The organism is Moorena sp. SIO3A2, assembly GCF_010672265.1.
In the GTDB taxonomy this organism is placed as follows: Bacteria; Cyanobacteriota; Cyanobacteriia; order Cyanobacteriales; family Coleofasciculaceae; genus Moorena; species Moorena producens.
Genome location: NZ_JAAHHC010000005.1, coordinates 281,652 through 300,883, shown reverse-complemented (window position 1 = coordinate 300,883; position 19,232 = coordinate 281,652). Strand labels below are relative to the sequence as shown.

Sequence of the window (19,232 nt, the reverse complement as noted above, 5' to 3'; positions counted from 1 at the left end):
TTGGTTTCAATATCGACATTACCACCATTGCCTACTGCTTTAGTATTTACTGCTGTGGATATGGAACTATTCCGATTAAGGTCAACCTGTTGAGCTTCTTGTATGGTGATACTACCAGCATCCCCTTTACTATCTGTACTAGCTAGGATTTTCGATTCATTGTCCAGGGATAGAGACTTGATTTCAATATCGACATTGCCACCATTGCCCTCACCGGCAGTATTCGCTTCAATGGTCGAGGTTTGATCTAGGGATAGAGACTTGGTTTCAATATCGACATTACCACCATTGCCTACTGCTTTAGTATTTACTGCTGTGGATATGGAACTATTCCGATTAAGGTTAACCTGTTGAGCATCTTGTATGGTGATACTACCGGCATTCCCAAGCCCAGAGGTGCTGGCAGTTATTTCAGAGCCATTGGTTAAAGAAAGCTTACCCGTCTGAATATCAATCGTACCCACTTCCTCCCCTGGGCTAGGGTTTACCTCTGCACCAGGGTTTACCTCCGTTGAAATTGAGCTGTTGTCGGCAAGCTGGACAGAGTCAGCATTCTCAACAACAATGTTTCCAGACGTTCCTGTACCAGAGGTAGATGCAGAAATCTGTGCTTCATCCTGCAGTGTCAACTCTGGGGTAGTAATCGTGATCGTTCCACCAGCCCCAGCGCCTTCAGTCTCTGCTAACAGTCCGCTATTGGGATTTGCGATCACCACCGTCTTATCGATATTCAGGGTAATGTTACCAGCCCGACCTTCCCCAAAGGCAGTGGTGCGAAGTTGTCCACCAGTAGTAATTTCGAGAGTATTAACATCAATAGTTATCTCCCCACCGATGCCCTCACCTTGGGTAGAAGTCGATACAACTGCCCCATCCTGGACAATCAACTTTTCTGTATCAATGTTAATGTTCCCAGCATCCCCAAGTTGATTGCTAGCATCGTTAATGAATTGAGAGTTAGCGAATATTCCACTAGGAACTACAGTATTCTGATCATCGACAGCAGTGCCAACTAACTCGACTAAGTCCGAAGCAATGACTGTTATCTTGGCTCCCGTACCAGTATTTCCTGTTGCTGCTCCAATTCTGGAGCCATCACGTACTAAAAGTTGCTCGGTATTAATCGTTAATTGCCCAGCATTCCCTGAACCAGTGGTATCAGCAGCAATCACCGCTCCATCCCGGAGAGTCAATGTGGGTGTGTTAACCTCCAAATTACCGGCATTACCTGAGTTCAAGGTACCGGTAGCCAAAGCCGCCTTACCAGACAATGTTACTGACTCAGTAGCATTTATGGTTAAATTTCCCCCATTACCTGGGTTATCTATCTCTGTGTCAACAGTTCCTGCAGTTATGCCAGCTCCATCCTGAATTGTCAAACTTTGGGTATTAATGGTTAAGTTCCCTCCCTTACCACTACCGATAGTAGCAGTCGTCAACCCTGTGGGAATATCTCTGATAGCCAAGGCTAGCCGTTCGTTAGGAGTAGGGATAAATGGACCCGTTTCGTTACCGACAATTTCCACGGACTCAGCGTTAACAGTTAAATCTCCACTCTTGCCACTACTACCACTTAAAGCGATAGTAGTAGCTCCAGCTAGACTGCCTGATTCTTGGTTTTGGGCTTGGTTTTGGATACTCAAGGTTCTGGTGTTAATGGTTAAGTCTCCAGAATTCCCTGGTCCAGTTGTAACCGTTGCCAAGCCAGACCCATTGAAACCTAGGAGCCGTTCTAGCAAGTTGGAATTGGTGAAGTTGGTGACCAATTCCCCCAAATTGCTGAAGCCTGACCCTTCTCTATTAATTAATGTCACTGACTCAGGGGCATTGACAATTAAATTTCCTCCTACACCTGCCCCAGTTGTAACAGTAACAACACCAGAGTCATCAAGCAAAAAGTTGCTACCGCTGTTGAGGGTGATCTTACCTCCCTCTATTCCAGCAGAAGCAATGAAAGAACCTGGATTGAGGGTGATGTTATCATTGGCCAAAAACGTGACATCACCCCCATTGCCAGAGAAAAGCTTAGACGGATCGTCATTTGGAATAGGATTAGACGGGTCATTATTTGGAATAGCAATGGTATTAACTATACCGTTGAGAGTAATGCTACCGCGAGAATCGATAGTAACTGACCCTCCCTTTAATACTTCACCGTTCTGAATGGCTAGATTTGCCAGAGTTGGCACTAACGAACCTAGAGTAGCTGAAACTTCAATATCTCCTGCTAGTGAAGGATTAGGCTTGTACTGATTGGTGAGCAAAACCTTTCCTGCCAACAGATCATTGGCAGATATGTTTTGGAACAACAAGTCTAATATATTGACATTAGCAAAAGCGATCGTGCCGATTTTAATATCTGCACTGGTGGCAGTATTGGTAATAGTGGGTCTGCCAAAGAGATTCAAATTGAACAAGTCACCAAAGAATTGGTTGCCTGTCAGTCCAGGGATACCAACTTGATTCGGATCTACTCCAGCACGAACATCAAGAGTCGGTTCAGTCTGACCATTAATATCCACTACTGTGCCATTAGATAAGGTAATGGCTTCGGAAATAAAGTCTATTCCTTCTGTACCTGTTTCATTACCTGTAATAATCACAGAGCCGATCTCTACCGCTCCCCCTGCCACGATATGTAGGGAGGTTCCTAGATAGCTGTTGAAACTAACATCCCCAACTGAGCGAATTATCGGGTCATCGGGACTAAATAAATCTCCGAGGCTGCCATCGAGCTGTTCAATCCGGAAACTGCCACCACTCCAATAGTGGGCATCACCAGCAACAGTATTTTGCGTCCGCAAAACCAGATCTCCACCGGAAAAAAGACCACTGTCTGGATGGTTCAAGGCAAATATATCCACCCCTTGATTGCCCTGAATCAATAACTTACCGCCAGCAGCGGCTATAAATGGTTGCCCGATACTATCCCTTATTTGAACTGTATCTTCTGCATGGAGTGTCAAATCTCCCCCAGCAATTAGTTGACCTTGTAAGTCAAGATGGCCAGCAGCTAGGGTGAGGTCTTGCCCCACTACTAAATAACCAGCGTTAGTGATTTTGGTGGGTTTGGGGTGATTCAAGCCATACTGTAATCCCGGAGTAATATTAATACTCAATAAAGGGGGGGCTTGTGGATTAGTGGCACTGAATTCTGTACCGTTGTTGAACACTAAACTATTGGCTGTACTGGCGAAAAAGGAACCTGCCACATCCAACCTGGCATTCTGGCCAAACACAATGCCATTGGGATTGAGTAAAAACAGATTCGCTCCACCATCGACACCAAGAGTGCCTAGAATGTTGGAGATATTACTCCCGGTCACCCGAGAGAGAATGTTCTCGATTCCGGCTGGATTGGCAAAGTAAACCCGCTGTAGCTGACCAACGTTAAAATCTTGAAAGCTATGGAACAGGTTACTACCTCGCGCTGCTCCCCCTTCAATCAAATCCCCTGGCTCTCCCCTAATCGTTGCATTTGGTGTTACCACTGAAGATTCATTACCCAAGGTTTGATCCGGGGTAATCTGGGCTAAAGCATAGTTCCCAGAAAAAGCAATAACCACCCATCCGATTAGGGTTAGGGCTTTTTCAGTTAAGGGCAATATCCCTAGCCCTCTGGTTGAGGACTTACTTTGCTGATTATTCATCTGTCCGCCTCTCCACAACTAGCTAGTTGTCTGGAGTACCGATAGCAGTCAAGTAACTTGACCTATATATTATTATTTTCCTGGGAAAGCCAGGGAGTTTACGGAATTTTTAGGTTATCTTTAACAAAAATTTACGGAAGCGATGCAGTCGGCCAAAGGGGGTTTCCCCCACTCGCTATTGCATCAAGACAGTGGTGCGGATTGATACTTTTGTTACGGTTATTGCGATCGCGCAATGCCCTATAGTCTCAAGTTGCCTTGAGCCATAGCAATTCTATCCCCTAATCTCAAGTCCGGTTGAATACCTAAAATCAAAGAGATTGATGGGGAGATAGGGAGATGGACAGATGAGCTAGATTTTGATTAAGGGTAATTATCAGGACTTAATATGATTCCCTCACTGACTGATCCTTATAGAAACTCTTGCAGTTGCTTCAGCAGAGACTCGGTCTGCTCAATCCCTTCGTTATCCCGTTGACTCTGGTAAAGTTCTAGGGCTTTTTCTATAGCAGTGAGGGCTTCGGTGACGCGAGAACGTTTTTTTAAGGCTACTCCTAGGTTATAGTGAGCTTGGGCATTTTTCGGAGCCAGTTCAATTAAACGTCTATAGGTCACTACTGCTGGTACGTATTGTTCTTGGGCTAGAAGAATTTTCCCGATGTACTCCTGTGCTTCTACTAAATCAGGTTTGGCAGAAGCTGCTCGCCGAAATGCTTTGAGGGCCTTGGATAAATTCCCTCTTGATTCCAGAATTTGACCGATTTGGAGGTGAATTTCAGGATTACGAGGCGCTAATTTCACTGCTTTTTCAAAAGCCGCCAGTCCAGCCATCTCATCCCCATGAATCAACCAAGCTGTGCCCAAACTTAGTTGGATACGGGTTTCGTTCGGAGCAATTTCCGCTGCCTTTTGGAACACTTTTATGGCTTCTTCAGAATTTTCCTGCTCTAACCAAGCTGCACCGATTAACTGGTATACTGTTAGGTTGTCTGGCTCAATTTCCAGGATTTTTTCATAGGTTTCTATGGCCCGTTGATAGTCCTTTTGACGTAGCAGGGTAATGGCCAAACCAAAATAGGCGTTAATATTATCCCGGTTAAGTCTAGTGGCACGACGATAGGCCGTAGCAGCACCAGCATTGTCCCCAGCATTGGCGAGACTGTAACCCAGTGCGTAATGGAAATTAGGATTTTCTGGCTGGAGTGCGATCGCTTTTTTGTAAGCGGCGGCAGCTTCTTGGAATTTGCCCAGACTTGCTTGTAAGTAGCCAATGCCCGAAAAAATCTTAGGGTTTCCTTGTTCCAGCTTAGCTGCTTCTTCGTAAACAGCAACAGCTCCCTGATAGTCACCCGCATCTACCAACTCTCGTGCTTGATGAAGAAGGTCATTGAGCTGTGGATTATACTGCTGTCGGCTAGATACCAGAGTTGGCATTGCTTCAGCAATTTCTGGCAGGGGGGTTGCCACTACGGAAAAAAATAAGCTAAGAAGGAGGAACAAAGTTTGCTTTAGCAAGGTCAATTTTTTCATCGTCATCAGGTTAGTGTACTTTGGGAGGTTCACTTACTGATGAGTTTTACCATGAACACCCGCTAATCGGGAAGGGTTAGTTGGGATAAATTTTGGTTAACTTATGTTAAGCTACGGGTTTGCTTCTGGTCAACTTATGATAATAACCCTTCCGGTGTAGACCGGAAGGGTTAGTGTTCAAGGATGTCAAGCTTAAATTTTGATAACTTAACAATCTTCTTTTAGATCTATATATGTAGATGTCTTTTAGATGTCTTTTTTATGACCCACCTATAGCGCTATAGGTGGGCTTCTTCAGTTTCACGAAAAGTTGAACCAGGGATGGCAAGCCTGATCCATAACGATTATTAAGATTGCAAAGCACCACTTTGGACCATCATCAGGATGAAAATACCAACACTCGCTACGACTAAAACCAGACCTAGAGCCACTGATTGACCCAAATGGTTGGGAGTTTGAGAAGTCTTCATGTCTGTTGTCCTTTCTTAAAGTTATGTATGCCGATAATGAACGATAACAAACTTTTGCCAAGGTTGATAAGAAAATGCAAAGTCTCTTAACTTAACTTTACTTAAGTTAATAATAACTAAAGTGTGTTCTAGTTTGCTCTTTAGCCGAAGGGAACATGATTTAATGGAAATACCATTCATACACCAATTAGTGAGATTCGTTAGCTATAAACCTTATCCTGTAACAATTTCGGGGATTAGCTCCTGCGGGTAAAATCAACCTAGACAACTTGATAACTATCCTGCTCCAAGTCCAGCCGGAGTATAATCCGAGTCACAGCCCTACCCCTACTGATAGGAACTAACCAATCCATGGATCAAGGGGGGTCGAAAGCGAAAACACTGGTAGCCTAAACTGGTGTAATAGTAGGCAATAACTCATGGGGACCCAAAGAAGGTATCTCCGAATCATTATTAATGAAGTGTGGCTTAATCAGGCTTAACCAGCCAGAGTAATCGTATTTTGCTGAAAATGTCCCAAAATAAGAAAAAGATGTCCGACAGTTACAGCGTCAGATACAGCGCTCTAGATGAGTCAACAATACCAGCAAATATGAGCCTGAGGCAGATTTTCTGGCGTTGCTGAATTAAGGAATGAATGTGCGATAATTTGGTTTTATTAAAGCCCCCTAAATCCCCCAATTCTGGGGGACTTTCATAGTTTTGTTCCCCCCAGAATTGGGGGGCTAGGGGGGCAAAACCATACGCATAATCAGCAACGCCGATTTTCTGGCTAAAAAGAAATTAAGCTGTTGTGCATTAAAAATATCTAACAGCTTATTTAAGTTACACGCAAACCGCCATAAATATCAATCAGATTTTTTTGATCATAGTAATACCTCGGGTCTTACCCATCAGTGATCCCTTTCCTTGCTTAGGGATCTCTTTACTCGTTAAGCTGACTATTGAATTTGCAGACGCGCCCTAGTTATTTTCTCCAGCTCCTTTTCATAGAAAAACTCTTTTTCGCCGAACGCTGGGGCTAGCTCACCAAACCAGGTGGCTTCAGGGTCATAGTGGGCAAAGAATGGCACCTTGCACCAATTAGGATCCCGCCCCCGAATAAACGAGAGAACAAATACCCTTTCTCCCATAATGTGGGCAACTCCACTGATAAGCACTTTACCTGGCAATGCTGACATTACAGGTCCTCGCACAGTTTGACTAAGACCGGATACTCCTTTAATTGCATGGCGAAAAATTTCCCAAGTACGTACTAGGGGTATTCCAAAGTAGTGTTTTGGTCCTGTGTCTCGCTCAACAAACATATAGTACGGAATGCACCCTAGTCGCACCTGCATCTGCCACATTTTTCTCCAGGCTCTAGCAGAATCATTTACGTGCTTGAGTAACGGACTTTGTGCACGGAGCTGAGCTCCTGTAGAGCGAATGCGTCGAATCGCCTCCTGAGCAATTGGGGTATCAAGTTCTCGCCAGTGGGTGTAGTGACCCATAACAGCTAAATGTTTCCCACTGTAAACTATTTTCTCAAACAAGCGTAGCACATCATCAGCATCTCGATCGGTAACGTAACGATAAGGCCAGTAGGCAACTGACTTGGTTCCAATGCGAATGGTTTGGATGTGTTCAAATTCTGGGTCTAGCAGTGGTTCAATATATTGAAAAAGCCTCCGGGCACTCATAATCATAGGATCCCCGCCCGTGAGCACAACATCAGTTACCTCTTTGTGCTGGCGGAGGTAGTCTTGGAACCTCCCTGACTCACGAGTAGTAAATTTGTGAGTGTTCGTATCTACAAATTGTGCCCACCTAAAACAAAATTGACAATAGGCGTGACAAGCCTGACCAGATGAAGGAAAAATGAGGACGGTATCTGGGTATTTATGTTGGATTCCAGAAATTAGTTCACCATCCAACCTTGGCACGTTATAATCTACTTGTCCTCCAGGATGTGGGTTGAGACGAGAGCGAATGTCATCAACAGTTCTACGGATAGTTTCTTTCGATCCATTTGTTTTCAGCAACTTAATTACTCGATTTAAGTCTTCAGGGTTTAACATATCTGGATGAGGGAAGGTCATGCGAAAAATCGGATCATCAGGTAGATTGTTCCAATCGATTAGTTGCTCAACAATATAGTTATTTACTCGAAAGGGAAAAACCTTACTTACTGCTTTCATTGCCAGGCGTTCATGACTTGGTAGTTTTTGTAGCTGGGGCAAGTTCTCTATATCATGACTACCAATGTTGTTAAACGGGTTACTGGTTAAGGGGTGCATCTTTTTGTTGTAAATCTATAACTCAGGGAACATAAGTTGTATTTTAGCCTTAAATGGTCATATCAATGGTCATATTTTTGCAAAAGTCATGCAGCACGCTCATGGGTATTTACCCCATGAGCGACTGGATCAAGACAGTGAGATGCACCCCTCATTAGGGTTTTGCAAGTTTTTTTGGTGATACCAATTTAAATTTATAGTAAGTGCTTTTTTGGTGATACCAATTTAAATTTATAGTAGTCAAAGTAAAAGTTAAGATATATTTCTGCTCCCTGCTCCCTGATCCGAAGTCCCTTTAAAACAAAATGCTTTGTCCTCAACTATACTTCGGTTGCTATATTGTTCACTAAATCCATAGCATAAGAACATAAAAAATGATGAGTAAAGATACCGAAAATTTTTGGGTTTTTAAAGCACTTAATGGAATTGTAGACATTAACTTCAATACAGAAAAAAGTATTGAGGAATTTTGCAATTTTGTATTATCGGGACTTAAAAAATCAGGCCACATAGGCTCAAACTTCCGAAATTTCAGGTTGCTCGATACATCGATGAATGATTCTTATACAATTTTGCAATCAACTTTTCGCAAAGCTAATGAGATTAGAGCTCAAAACGAGAATAGTGGAGGAATACAAATACTCTTAGCTGACCCTTACAGTGAGTTTGCACGTAATCGAGCTGAGTCAATTAGTAAGAATCCATTTCAACAGCCGATGTCGCCAATGAAAAAGATGGAGGATAGTTTAGAGCAGATTATTGTATCTATGAGAGACTTGGCTGAAACACAGCAAAGAAGACCTTTACCCTCATGTATGGAGGGTGTTAAACCAAAATTGGAATTTATTCACGAATACGGTAAGGATTTTGGGTTGAGACTTCTACTCTATTCAGATGTCCCCAGTGGACCAATGTACTTTTTTCAAAACATTTTACTCAAAGGAAGGTTCTGTGTGGGAGAATCTGCAGTTAATCTTCCCTGGATGATGATTATTGATGATCCTAATTGTAGCAAAGATTTTTACAATGTTTTTAGCGACGAGTTTGATCGGATATGGAAGCTTAGTGAAGAAGAAAAGTATCAGTATCCAAAAGAAAAAAAATTAAAAGCAGAAGAAACAAGGATTAGAGAATTAGAGCAAGAGATTAGTCGTTTGAAGGCAGAATTTAAAATTCTTAGCTCTCAAGCAAATTCTGAGGAAAATCAACCTCAGCTAAAAAACCAGATTAGCAGGGGGCTAGGGACTTTGGTGTCCACAGTGGTTGAGGTTATGGATCATGCTCAGCGCTTCTTATTCACTTGGCAGTTATTCGTAATTTTAATAGGTTTATTGGTGGCAGTATTTGTGGGAGTGGGATCTAAGATTGACTTTAATCAGCTTCTACCAAAGCCAACCCCTCCGCAATGATCTATCCCAAATGAGTCCAGTCTGGAAGCTCAACCACTTCGGTGAAAGTTCAGTCTAGCTAAATGCTTTAACCTTCACTTAGTTAAACCATGTTCTAGAGCATAGCGAACTAACTCAGTACGGCTATTAGTTCCGGTTTTACTAAACAGACGACTGACGTACTTCTCAACATTACGAACACTAGTCTCTAAACGTCGGGCAATTTCTTTATTCATTAGCCCTTGGGCAACCAAATCTAAGACACTCTGCTCTCTAGCTGTAAAATCAATGCGCAAGGGTGGAGGAGTTTGGACAATTCCATTCTTCTGGTCTAACATTGCGCGAATTTCAGCCACCTGCTTCGCTATCTTCTCAAGCTCTGTACTGCCTACACTATCTTCAGAGCTAGCAGCGCGACGCTCCAAGAGGTTCTGAACAATAGCGACTAATTCATCTGGATCAAAGGGCTTCGGTAGGTACGCATCACAACCGGCCTGATAACCCTGAATTCGATCTGAGGTCATGCCACGGGCTGTCAGAAACACTACTGGAAGTGCTTTAAAACGGGGATCATCTCGAAGTTGCTGTAGGAATTGATACCCATCTACTTTAGGCATCATGATGTCAGAAATTACTAGCTCGGGTGTGTTTTGCTGTAACATCTGCCAAGCATCATTAGCATTGCTGGCAACCTGTACAGTAAAACCAAATTCTGCCAAATACTCCTTGACCGCTTCCCTTACTCCTGGTTCGTCGTCTACCAATAAGAGTTTTGCTGACATCGCTACTTCCTTAACCCCTACTACCCTTAGTGTAGCGCAATTTAGACTGAGATCTTGCACCATTGTCATTAATCCTAGGGTGGGCAGTGCCTACCAACGGGCTTTGCAAGCTTGATTATCTGTCTGGTGCACTGCCCACCCTACATGAACCTAATAAGTGATTTCTGATTAATCGGGAATCGGGAATCGGGAATCGGAACCCACCCCTAACCCCTCCCAGGAGGGGAACGGGAATCGGGAATCGGGAATCGGAACCCACCCCTAACCCCTCCCAGGAGGGGAACGGGAATCGGAACCCACCCCTAACCCCTCCCAGGAGGGGAACGGGAATCGGGAATCGGGAATCGGAACCCACCCCTAACCCCTCCCAGGAGGGGAACGGGAATCGGGAATCGGGAATCGGGATGCAGCTATCAGCTTCCATGGGAAAGCCACTCAATCTGATCAGCTTTGTCTGGCAGCCGGGCTTGCTGTTGTCCCTTTGCCCTTGCCCAAGTTCCAAACAGACCAATCGGTGTGCTGATTAGCTCAATGGGATCGGTTTTGCCTGCGATCGCATTAATACTATTGCGCGGTAGTTCTTTCAGCAACCAACGACTGATCCGATACAGATATTCCTTTGGTGGAATATCCCGCATCAAGGGCACACCATGGAGCTGATGTAAGTAACGGTTAGAGCGACCATAGCGATGCCATTGACTGTGATATTCCCGAAAGGTGGAACGGTGTCGGTGCTCTACTATGGCGGTTGGAGCAAGGTGTAATTGCCAGTTGCTTTGCTTTTGAATACGCCAGCAGATATCAGCATCACCACCAGTGGTTAGGTAAGGACGGAACAATCCCACTTCCTCGAATGCTTGCCTTCGGATTGCTAGGTTAGCGGTTTGACCGTAGGGACAATAGGAATTGTTTAAGGTATGTTCCTGAGATAGAACATTATGGTACTCAGCGTGTTTTTCTAGCCAGGTTTTACCGGGCAACCCGATGATTTGACCAGCAACAATACCAATACTAACGTTAGCAAAGGGTGAGACCAGGTCTGCTAACCAATGGGGTTGGGGACGACAGTCTGCATCAGTAAAGGCAATTATTTCCGCCTTGGCTGCTCGAATTCCTTTGTTACGGGCTGCATAGGAGCTTTGAATCTGGTCTTCCAGGATGTAGTGGAAAGTTATGCCCTCAGATGCTCCCTCAGTAACGGCAGTTTCGATTAGTGAGGCAGTGCGATCGCTGCTATTATTATCCACTAAAAGATACTCTACTTGGTCAGTGGCATAGGTCTGTTCCTGTAAACAACGGACTAACTCTGGTAAATCTGCTTCACCGTTGTAGATTGGTACAACTACTGAAACCTTGGGCAAGCATTTGTCATTTGTCATTGGGTAATGGCTAATGGCAGAAGTGTTGAACAGGGAATCGGGAATCGGGAATCGGGAATCGGGAATCGGGAATCGGGAATCGGGAATCGGGAATCGGGAATCGGGAATCGGGATGCAGCTATCAGCTATCAGCTATCAGCTATCAGTTATCAGCTATCAGCTATCAGTTATCAGCTATCAGCTATCAGCTATCAGTTATCAGCTATCAGCTATCAGCTATCAGTTATCAGTTATCAGCTATCAGCTATCAGCTAATGCCCTACTGTGCCACGCTGAAGGCTGACCACTGACCGCTGACCACTGACCACTGACCGCTGACCGCTGACCGCTGACCGCTGACCGCTGACCGCTGACCGCTGACCGCTGACCGCTGACCGCTGACCGCTGACCGCTGATGGCTGACCGCTGACCGCTGACCGCTGACCGCTGACCGCTGACCGCTGACCGCTGAATGCTTGAATTATCAACTATCAATTTTGAGCATAATCAACTGCCGTTGGAGTAGCGATCGCACTCCATCTAAATCGAAGTTAACATGCTTAATAATTTCTGCTACAGTTTGGCTTTGGGATGAGTCGTCGGGTGAGCTACCATTCTCGTCACAGGCTTCGAGAAACGTAAATTCCTGGTCTGATAGCTTAACCAGCTGGTAATCATAGTCAAATAGGGACTTACTTGGCCAACCGGTCATACAAGGGTGCCGTTCTGGAATTGCGGCTAACAGGTCTTTATCCTCTGACCAATCTACTCGCTCTAAGGGAGGACGGGTGAGGAAAAACTCATAATGAGTCAGTTCGGGATCTAATAATTCAATTAACCGATATAGCTCCCGTTCACTCAGACGTTCTGAGCGTGCCATTAACTCTGGATTCTTGCCAAATAAGCGCTCTTTCTGCCAGTAGCGGGGATTGGAAAACCCAAGAAACTCCAAGCCAGCCGCATCGATTAGTTCAAATAGGGTTTCAATGTTATAGTCAATCTCTTGGGGATGAACGTACATATCCGCGAAGCATTCATCCTGATGGTTTTCCAAAGCCCAGCGTTCCCGGTCTCGCTTGACAATTCGGTTGTTTTCTGGGAGAGCTTCAAATAATTGACGACCGACCTTCACCCCATCCTGGTAGTCTCCCTGGTTTTGACCCTGCAAAAGTGCGATCGCTTGCTGCATCAACTGAATTTCCCAGCGTCCTAATTCAGCATAGACAAAGATATGAAATAAGCCCCCCGGTGCTAGTTTCTTAGCTATAGATTGAATCCCACGGATCGGGTCTGGCAAGTGATGTAACACTCCCACACAATTAATTAGATCGAACTGACCCTCGATTTGGTCAACATCGTACAAGCTCAGGTGATGAAACTCGACCCGATCAGCACCTGAGCGGCGACAGCGTTCCTGGGCTACCTTCAAGGCTCCAGCACTAATATCAATCCCCACTACTGAGGCTTGGGGATTGAGGTGAACTAGATACTCTGTACCTACCCCCGTCCCACAACCAGCATCTAGAATCCGAATCTCCTCTCTTTGGGGTGTTTGCCCAGTACAAAAACTATAAGCAGCTCGCCAATTCCAGCGCCAGTTGTATCCAGGAGGTGGCTCATCGAGTAAGGGTTCTGGGGGAAAAGGGTAGGTATCGTAGAGGCGCTCAACGGCAGCAGCGGTTTCTTGAGAGGTTTTCATCACAAAACTTTACAAAAGTTAATTATTCGGAGATTTTTTTTACGAAAATAAAGTATAATCTCAAAGGTTTACTGGGATCAATGGCCATCAATCCTGAACTCGATCCCCTAAATTCTATACAATTCTTAATAAATAAACCGTAGAGATCAGAAAAGTTTTAATCTAAAAGCTAGTCGAGTTTACCAATGACATCCATTTTGGGAAATTCTAGGGAACCTACGACCTAGTAGGTTATCCTTATCCCTTGCTCCAAAGTGAGATTGGATAGGACTAACATCAAATGCCTACCCACCAAATGGGTGTCTAAAACGTGTTTATTAACTGCGGCATAAGTCCGCAATGACAGCATAAAAATTTAGGAGCTTTAACAAACCAATGAGTGTCAAGGCAAGTGGTGGAAGCTCAGTTGCCCCTGTGCAACTCTATCAAACTGTCCCATCGGCAACCATTATCCAAGCAGAACAGCAAGACCGCTTCTTAGGAAATGGAGAGATCAACGAGCTACTGGATTACTTCCGTTCCGGAGAAAAGCGTTTAGCAATTGCTGATCTGATTACCAAAAACTCAGACCTAATCGTATCCAAGGCGGCTAACCGGATTTTCGTGGGTGGTTCCCCAATGGCTTTCCTGGAAAAGCCTAAGGAAGCACCTGCCCTAGTAGGGGCTGGCGCTACAGGGGTTCCCGACACCAAAACCTTGGGAACTAGTACCTTTGTCGAGAGTGGAGGTGGATTGTTTGGGGGATTCCGCGCTCTGTTTAGTTCTCCGACTGGACCAACCCCACCAGGTTTCCGTCCCATCGACATCAACCGCTATGGCCCGAGGAATATGCAAAAGTCCTTGCGGGACCTATCTTGGATGTTGCGCTATATCACTTACGCCATTGTTGCTGGTGACCCCAACATCCTAGTGGTTAATGTTCGAGGTTTGCGGGAAGTCATTGAAAATGCTTGTTCAGCTGATGCTACCATCGTGGCAATCCAGGGAATGCGGGCGGCTTCACTAGATTATTTCAAAGGTGATAAGTCGGCACAGGAGATTGTTGCCCAGTACTTTGACATTACCCTGAACGAATTTAAAGCTGCTACACCCTCCGATAAACTGCGGCAACGGCCTTCCATAGACCAACAAGGGCTGCAATTGCCCCAAAGTTACTTTAATGCAGCCGAGCGGCGTCCTAAGTTTGTGATGAAGCCCGGTCTGTCATCCTCAGAAAAAACTGAGGTAGTTAAAGCTGCCTACCGGCAAATCTTTGAGCGTGACATTACCCGCGCCTACGGTTTGTCGATTTCTTATCTGGAATCTCTAGTTAAAAACGGGAACATTTCCATGAAGGAGTTTGTTCGCCGTTTGGGCAAATCTGAACTATACCGGAAGCAATTCTTTGAACCTTTTATCAATAGTCGAGCCTTAGAACTGGCTTTCCGCCATTTCCTAGGTAGGGGTCCATCTTCAAGGGAAGAAGTCCAAAGCTACTTCTCGATTGTTTCCGATGGTGGTCTACCCGCTCTAGTAGATGCCCTGGTGGATTCTCAGGAATACTCTGATTACTTTGGGGAAGAAACGGTTCCCTATCTGAGGGGTTATGGTCAAGAGGCTCAAGAATGCCGTAACTGGGGCATGCAGCAAGATTTGTTGCGCTATAGTGCTCCCTTCCGTAAGGATGCCCAGTTTCTCAATACCTTTGCCAAGTACGAGCAACCGCTGCCTGACCAACATGTCTATGGTTCTGGTAATGACTCGTTGGAAATTCAGTTTGGGGCAATTTTCCCGAAAGAAACCCGGAATCCTACTACCACCCCCGCTCTCTTTGGCAAAGATACTAAACGCCTGCTGATCCACCAAGGCCCAGGAATCAATAACCAAAATAGTAATCCAGGGGCAAGGGGTATGTCCCCCGGTTCCCTTGGCTCTAAGGTGATCCGCCTTGACCAGATCCCTAGTACACAAGACAAGAGTATCAAATTTGCTGAAAGCTCTACTCAAAGGGTAATTCGTGCCTGTTACCTGCGAGTGTTTGGCTTTATGCCCTATGAAGGGGAACGGCTGACTTCAGGGGAAGCTCGGCTGGAAAACGGTGAAATTACCGTCCGCGAGTTTATCCTAATGCTGGCGAAGTCTGATGGTTTCCGCAAACGTTACTGGACACCATTGTATGTAGTCAAGGCAATAGAATATATCCACCGACGTTTACTCGGTCGTCCTAGCTATGGGCGCTCCGAGATGAACAGTTACTATGATGTTGCCTATAAAAAAGGTTTCTACGGTGTAGTAGAGGCAATTGTCAACACCAAAGAGTACTCTGAGGCATTTGGGGAAGATACGGTTCCCTATGAGCGCTATGTGACGGCGGCTGGTTTAAAAATGCGCACCGGAGGAGTGTCTGGTAGCGTGACATCAGCAATGGCAATCATGGCTGAGGAGAAAGTACCTCGCTTTGTTGAGCTGGGTATGGGCAAAGAGATGCTCACCGAACCGGAAGTTGAATTCCGGATTAATCAGGGGGTTAGTGTACAGCGTGAACAAACTAAGATCTTTAAGCTGATCGACCTTAATGATAAGCCAGCGTTGAAAGTCCTGATTGGAGCAGCTTATCGGCAGATATTTGAGCGGGATCTTGAACCCTATGTGATCCAAGCAGCATTTACCTCCCTGGAAAGCCGACTGAGCAATGGCGAAATTAATCTCAAGGAGTTTATTGAAGGCTTAGGTTGTTCTGATCTCTACATCAAAGAGTTCTACACCCCCTACCCCAACACCAAGGTGATTGAACTGGGTACCAAGCACTTCCTAGGACGTGCCCCCTTAAATCAGAAGGAAATCCAGACCTACAACGCAATTCTAGCCTCTGAAGGGATTCGGAGCTTTATTGGGGCAATGGTCAATGGCATGGAATATGCTCAGGCATTTGGAGAAGATACCGTCCCGTACCGCCGCTTCCCCACCTTACCAGCTGCTAATTTCCCGAACACCGAGAAGCTGTATAATCAGCAGACCAAGCAGAATAGTGATGTGGTGGTACCAAGCTTTGATCCAGTCCAGCCTCGCATGGATTCGTCTAAGCTACCTCTGACCGGAAAAGCGATCGCAGATATGGCTGCCCAAAAGTGGCAGGTGGCTACTAACCCTTCCGAGCTGGCCAAGGTAGGTCGTTCTTCTAATCGGAAGCACTCAACCTTGAATCCCAAATCTGCTAAGGCGACACGGATTTTCCGCATCACCCCAAACATTTCTCAGGTTGAAACCGCAGTGGTGATTGATGCCATTTATGACCAAGTCCTGGATTTATTCGGTGAACCAGTACCACCAAAATACCGGCAACAGCATCTAGACAGTCAACTGCGCAATGGAGAAATTTCGGTGCGGCAGTTTGTTAAAGCCTTGGCCAGTAGTAACAGCTATAGTCAGCGGTTTTACCAGCCTTATCCCCCTGCCAAAGTGGTCGAGTTATTGTTCCGGCACTTACTCGGACGTAACCCTAACACTCACGGTGAGGTTCAAACCTACCAGCAGCTGTTGGCGGGACAGGGTCTAGAAGCTGCAGTAACAGCTATGGTTGATAGTCGAGAATACTCCCGCTTCTTTGGTGAAGACGTAGTCCCCTATCAGCGGCTCAGTCAGTAAAAAGTCTGAATTATGAAGGTTGGAGGTTGGAGGTTGAAGGTTTGAAGGTTTGGAGGTTGAAGGTTGAAGGTTGAAGGTTGAAGGTTGAAGGTTGAAGGTTAAAAGTTTAAAATTGAAGGTTTGGAGGTTGAAGGTTGAAGGTTTGGAGGTTGAAGGTTGAAGGTTGAAGGTTTGAAGGTTGAAGGTTGAAGGTTGAAGGTTGAAGGTTTGGAGGTGGTCGGTAGGTTGGACTAGCCTTAAAGGTTAAACTTTCAACCTTTAACCTCTAACTCAGGCCACTAACCTGTAACTGACCTTTCAAACTTTATTAGGGAAAATGTTAAGATGTGTTGCGAAGCTAGGAAAAATGTCAACAATCTGTAGCAAAATATTCCCGGAAGCTAGGTGTATGATTAACCTGCTTTGATTTATGCCTTTGATTTAGGCGGGGTTAGCCAAACCAAGTTTTGCTGGGGCGTGCGTCGGCTGAAGTTCCGACGGCGTATCGAGAACGGCGATTTACCCGGCACATTGCAGGTAACTGCAATGCTACAGAAGCTCTAATTACACCGCAAGGTTAGTTAGAGAGCGTTCATTCTTGGAAATGCCAGTTTAAAAAACCTGGTAATATTTTTTTCTGGAGGAATCCATCTATGAGTATTGTCACGAAATCCATCGTGAATGCAGATGCTGAGGCTCGCTATCTGAGCCCTAGTGAATTAGACGGTATCAAAAGCTTTGTTACTTCTGGTGAGCAGCGCTTACGTATCGCTCAAACCTTAACAGGCTCCCGTGAGACAATTGTTAAGCAAGCTGGAGACCAACTATTCCAAAAGCGTCCAGATGTGGTCTCTCCTGGTGGTAATGCCTACGGTCCAGAAATGACCGCTACTTGCCTGCGGGACATGGATTACTACCTACGCTTGATTACCTACGGTATTGTTGCTGGTGATACCACACCAATTGAGGAAATTGGTCTGGTAGGTGCTAAGGAAATGTACAAGTCTTTAGGTACCTCCATTGATGCTGTTGCCGAAAGCGTCCGTTGCATGAAGGGTATTGCTACTGGCATGATGTCTGGGGACGATGCTGCTGAAGCTGGCTCTTACTTCGACTATGTGATTGGTGGATTGTTGTAGGGCAATAAATACTCCTTGGCCTAGTGTTCTGATGATGGCAAAGTTTGTCTGTAGAACCGATAATCACAACTTGAGTTAAATAAGGAAATAGAATCATGCAAGACGCAATTACTGCTGTTATCAACTCTGCCGACGTCCAAGGCAAATATTTGGACGACTCCGCTATGGCAAAGCTCAAGGGCTATTTCCAAACTGGTGAGCTGCGGGTACGTGCAGCAACTGCCATTAGTGCTAATGCTTCTACCATCGTTAAGGAAGCGGTTGCTAAGACCCTGTTGTATTCCGACAGCACTCGTCCAGGTGGCAATATGTACACCACTCGCCGCTACGCAGCTTGTATCCGTGACATGGATTACTTCTTGCGTTATGCTACCTATGCGATGTTGGCCGGTGACCCATCGATCCTTGATGAGCGGGTACTCAATGGCTTGAAGGAAACCTACAACTCCCTTGGTGTTCCCATTGGCAATACCACCAATTCCATCCAAGGCATGAAGGAAGTTACCGCTAGCTTAGTTGGTGCTGATGCGGGTAAGGAAATGGGTGTATACTTTGACTACATCTGCTCTGGCTTAAGCTAACTTAGCTAGTGTTGATGGAATTCGCCAGCCTGTAGTTGTCTGTGTAATTAAGGTCTGGGAAGTTGATTGTGAGTGCTAGCTTGTTAAAGGCGAATCTGGCTCACGTCAGTCAAGCAGAGGAGTTTTGACAGTCTAGTATTGACAATTAACTCCCAGACTTTGGAATAGTTGAGATATTCGATTAACGAATTTATTCCCTCGCTATAGGCGATAGGGGATTTTTTAGACATATTGGAATCAAACCAGAATTAAAATTTTCTTGAATTTTACTAGGAGAAATAACCTCATGCGGACGTTTGAAATAACTGCTTGTGTGCCAAGCCAAAGCAGAATTAGGACACAACGGGAGTTACAGAATACTTTTTTTACCAAGCTAGTTTCCTACGATAACTGGTTCCGTGAGCAGCAGCGCATCCAGAAAATGGGTGGCAAAATTATTAAGGTTAAGCTGGCAACTGGTAAGCAAGGTACAAACACCGGTTTGTAATAATTTTTCGATAATAGCTGTTTATAAAAAAATTTCAGGGGGTCTACTACGACCCCTTTTTGATTTTTGGTGGAAAATGGGGGGATGGAAACAGAGGCAACAGAGGGAAGATATAGCATTTCTAAATTCGGTGAGGTACATTTGGGATGTTAGGGAATAGGCAAAAGGCAACAGGCAACAGGCAACAGGGAAAAAAGATTGTGTACCTCATTACTATGAGAAAAGCTATAAACAAGAAACCAAAGGCCAAAGGCGAACAACCAAAT

Annotated in this window: 15 protein-coding genes and 1 pseudogene; 6 read left to right on the top strand and 10 right to left on the bottom strand. The window is 45.1% G+C overall.

All coding sequences use genetic code 11. The features are described 5' to 3' along the window. The 4 genes from F6K64_RS07525 to F6K64_RS07510 form a co-directional block, all read right to left on the bottom strand. Positions 1-3,650: two-partner secretion domain-containing protein (locus F6K64_RS07525; protein ID WP_287265191.1), on the bottom strand; the 3,650-nt coding region annotated here is incomplete at its 3' end. Positions 3,651-4,061: 411 nt separating this feature from the next. After that, positions 4,062-5,117: a tetratricopeptide repeat protein gene (locus tag F6K64_RS07520; protein WP_287263708.1), complete on the bottom strand. Its 1,056-nt coding sequence runs from the start codon at positions 5,115-5,117 to the stop codon at positions 4,062-4,064. 410 nt (positions 5,118-5,527) lie between these two features. After that, complete coding sequence (locus F6K64_RS07515; protein ID WP_008180130.1) at positions 5,528-5,650, bottom strand: hypothetical protein; 123 nt, start codon at positions 5,648-5,650, stop codon at positions 5,528-5,530. Positions 5,651-6,591: 941 nt separating this feature from the next. Continuing rightward, complete coding sequence (locus tag F6K64_RS07510; RefSeq protein WP_008180128.1) at positions 6,592-7,929, bottom strand: KamA family radical SAM protein; 1,338 nt, start codon at positions 7,927-7,929, stop codon at positions 6,592-6,594. 374 nt (positions 7,930-8,303) lie between these two features. Between F6K64_RS07510 and F6K64_RS07505 the strand changes: the two genes are divergently transcribed. Next, positions 8,304-9,338: a hypothetical protein gene (locus tag F6K64_RS07505; protein WP_075873653.1), complete on the top strand. Its 1,035-nt coding sequence runs from the start codon at positions 8,304-8,306 to the stop codon at positions 9,336-9,338. Between the two features lie 74 nt (positions 9,339-9,412). On the opposite strand, the gene F6K64_RS07500 is transcribed toward F6K64_RS07505, so the two are convergent. The 3 genes from F6K64_RS07500 to F6K64_RS07490 all read right to left on the bottom strand — a co-directional run bounded on the left by F6K64_RS07500 (position 9,413) and on the right by F6K64_RS07490 (position 11,478). After that, on the bottom strand, positions 9,413-10,099 hold the full coding sequence (locus F6K64_RS07500; protein WP_044492336.1) for a response regulator transcription factor: 687 nt from the start codon (positions 10,097-10,099) through the stop codon (positions 9,413-9,415). 115 nt (positions 10,100-10,214) lie between these two features. Beyond that, a complete protein-coding gene (locus F6K64_RS07495; protein WP_287254070.1) occupies positions 10,215-10,523 on the bottom strand; it encodes a hypothetical protein in 309 nt (102 codons plus the stop codon). Next, positions 10,513-11,478, bottom strand: a complete 966-nt coding sequence (locus F6K64_RS07490; protein ID WP_008180122.1) for a glycosyltransferase family 2 protein — start codon at positions 11,476-11,478, stop codon at positions 10,513-10,515. Before F6K64_RS07490 ends, F6K64_RS07495 begins: the two co-directional genes overlap by 11 nt. A 13-nt stretch (positions 11,479-11,491) precedes the next feature. Between F6K64_RS07490 and F6K64_RS07485 the strand changes: the two genes are divergently transcribed. After that, a complete protein-coding gene (locus F6K64_RS07485; RefSeq protein WP_287265190.1) occupies positions 11,492-11,761 on the top strand; it encodes a hypothetical protein in 270 nt (89 codons plus the stop codon). Here F6K64_RS07485 and F6K64_RS38140 read toward each other — a convergent pair. From F6K64_RS38140 to F6K64_RS07475, 3 genes and pseudogenes are all read right to left on the bottom strand, one after another. Further along, positions 11,719-11,874, bottom strand: coding sequence for a hypothetical protein (locus tag F6K64_RS38140; protein WP_324293453.1), 156 nt, complete (start codon positions 11,872-11,874; stop codon positions 11,719-11,721). The genes F6K64_RS07485 and F6K64_RS38140 overlap by 43 nt on opposite strands. Continuing rightward, positions 11,817-11,945: pseudogene (locus tag F6K64_RS38135) on the bottom strand (hypothetical protein); the annotation flags it as partial. The pseudogene F6K64_RS38135 and the gene F6K64_RS38140, both read right to left, overlap by 58 nt. Then, the gene (locus F6K64_RS07475; protein ID WP_287265189.1) at positions 11,942-13,156 is read right to left on the bottom strand and encodes a class I SAM-dependent methyltransferase; all 1,215 of its coding nucleotides are present in this window, start codon (positions 13,154-13,156) and stop codon (positions 11,942-11,944) included. The pseudogene F6K64_RS38135 and the gene F6K64_RS07475, both read right to left, overlap by 4 nt. A gap of 375 nt (positions 13,157-13,531) precedes the next feature. On the opposite strand from F6K64_RS07475, the gene F6K64_RS07470 reads away from it, so the two are divergent. From F6K64_RS07470 to F6K64_RS07455, 4 genes are all read left to right on the top strand, one after another. Beyond that, positions 13,532-16,780 (top strand): phycobilisome rod-core linker polypeptide, encoded by a 3,249-nt coding sequence (locus F6K64_RS07470; RefSeq protein WP_287265187.1) that lies wholly within the window; start codon positions 13,532-13,534, stop codon positions 16,778-16,780. A gap of 632 nt (positions 16,781-17,412) precedes the next feature. Continuing rightward, the gene (gene apcA / locus F6K64_RS07465; RefSeq protein WP_008180111.1) at positions 17,413-17,898 is read left to right on the top strand and encodes an allophycocyanin subunit alpha; all 486 of its coding nucleotides are present in this window, start codon (positions 17,413-17,415) and stop codon (positions 17,896-17,898) included. Positions 17,899-17,993: 95 nt separating this feature from the next. Then, positions 17,994-18,479, top strand: coding sequence for an allophycocyanin subunit beta (gene apcB / locus F6K64_RS07460; RefSeq protein ID WP_008180109.1), 486 nt, complete (start codon positions 17,994-17,996; stop codon positions 18,477-18,479). Positions 18,480-18,765: 286 nt separating this feature from the next. Continuing rightward, the gene (locus F6K64_RS07455) at positions 18,766-18,966 is read left to right on the top strand and encodes a phycobilisome linker polypeptide (protein ID WP_008180106.1); all 201 of its coding nucleotides are present in this window, start codon (positions 18,766-18,768) and stop codon (positions 18,964-18,966) included. Positions 18,967-19,232: the final 266 nt, after the last annotated feature.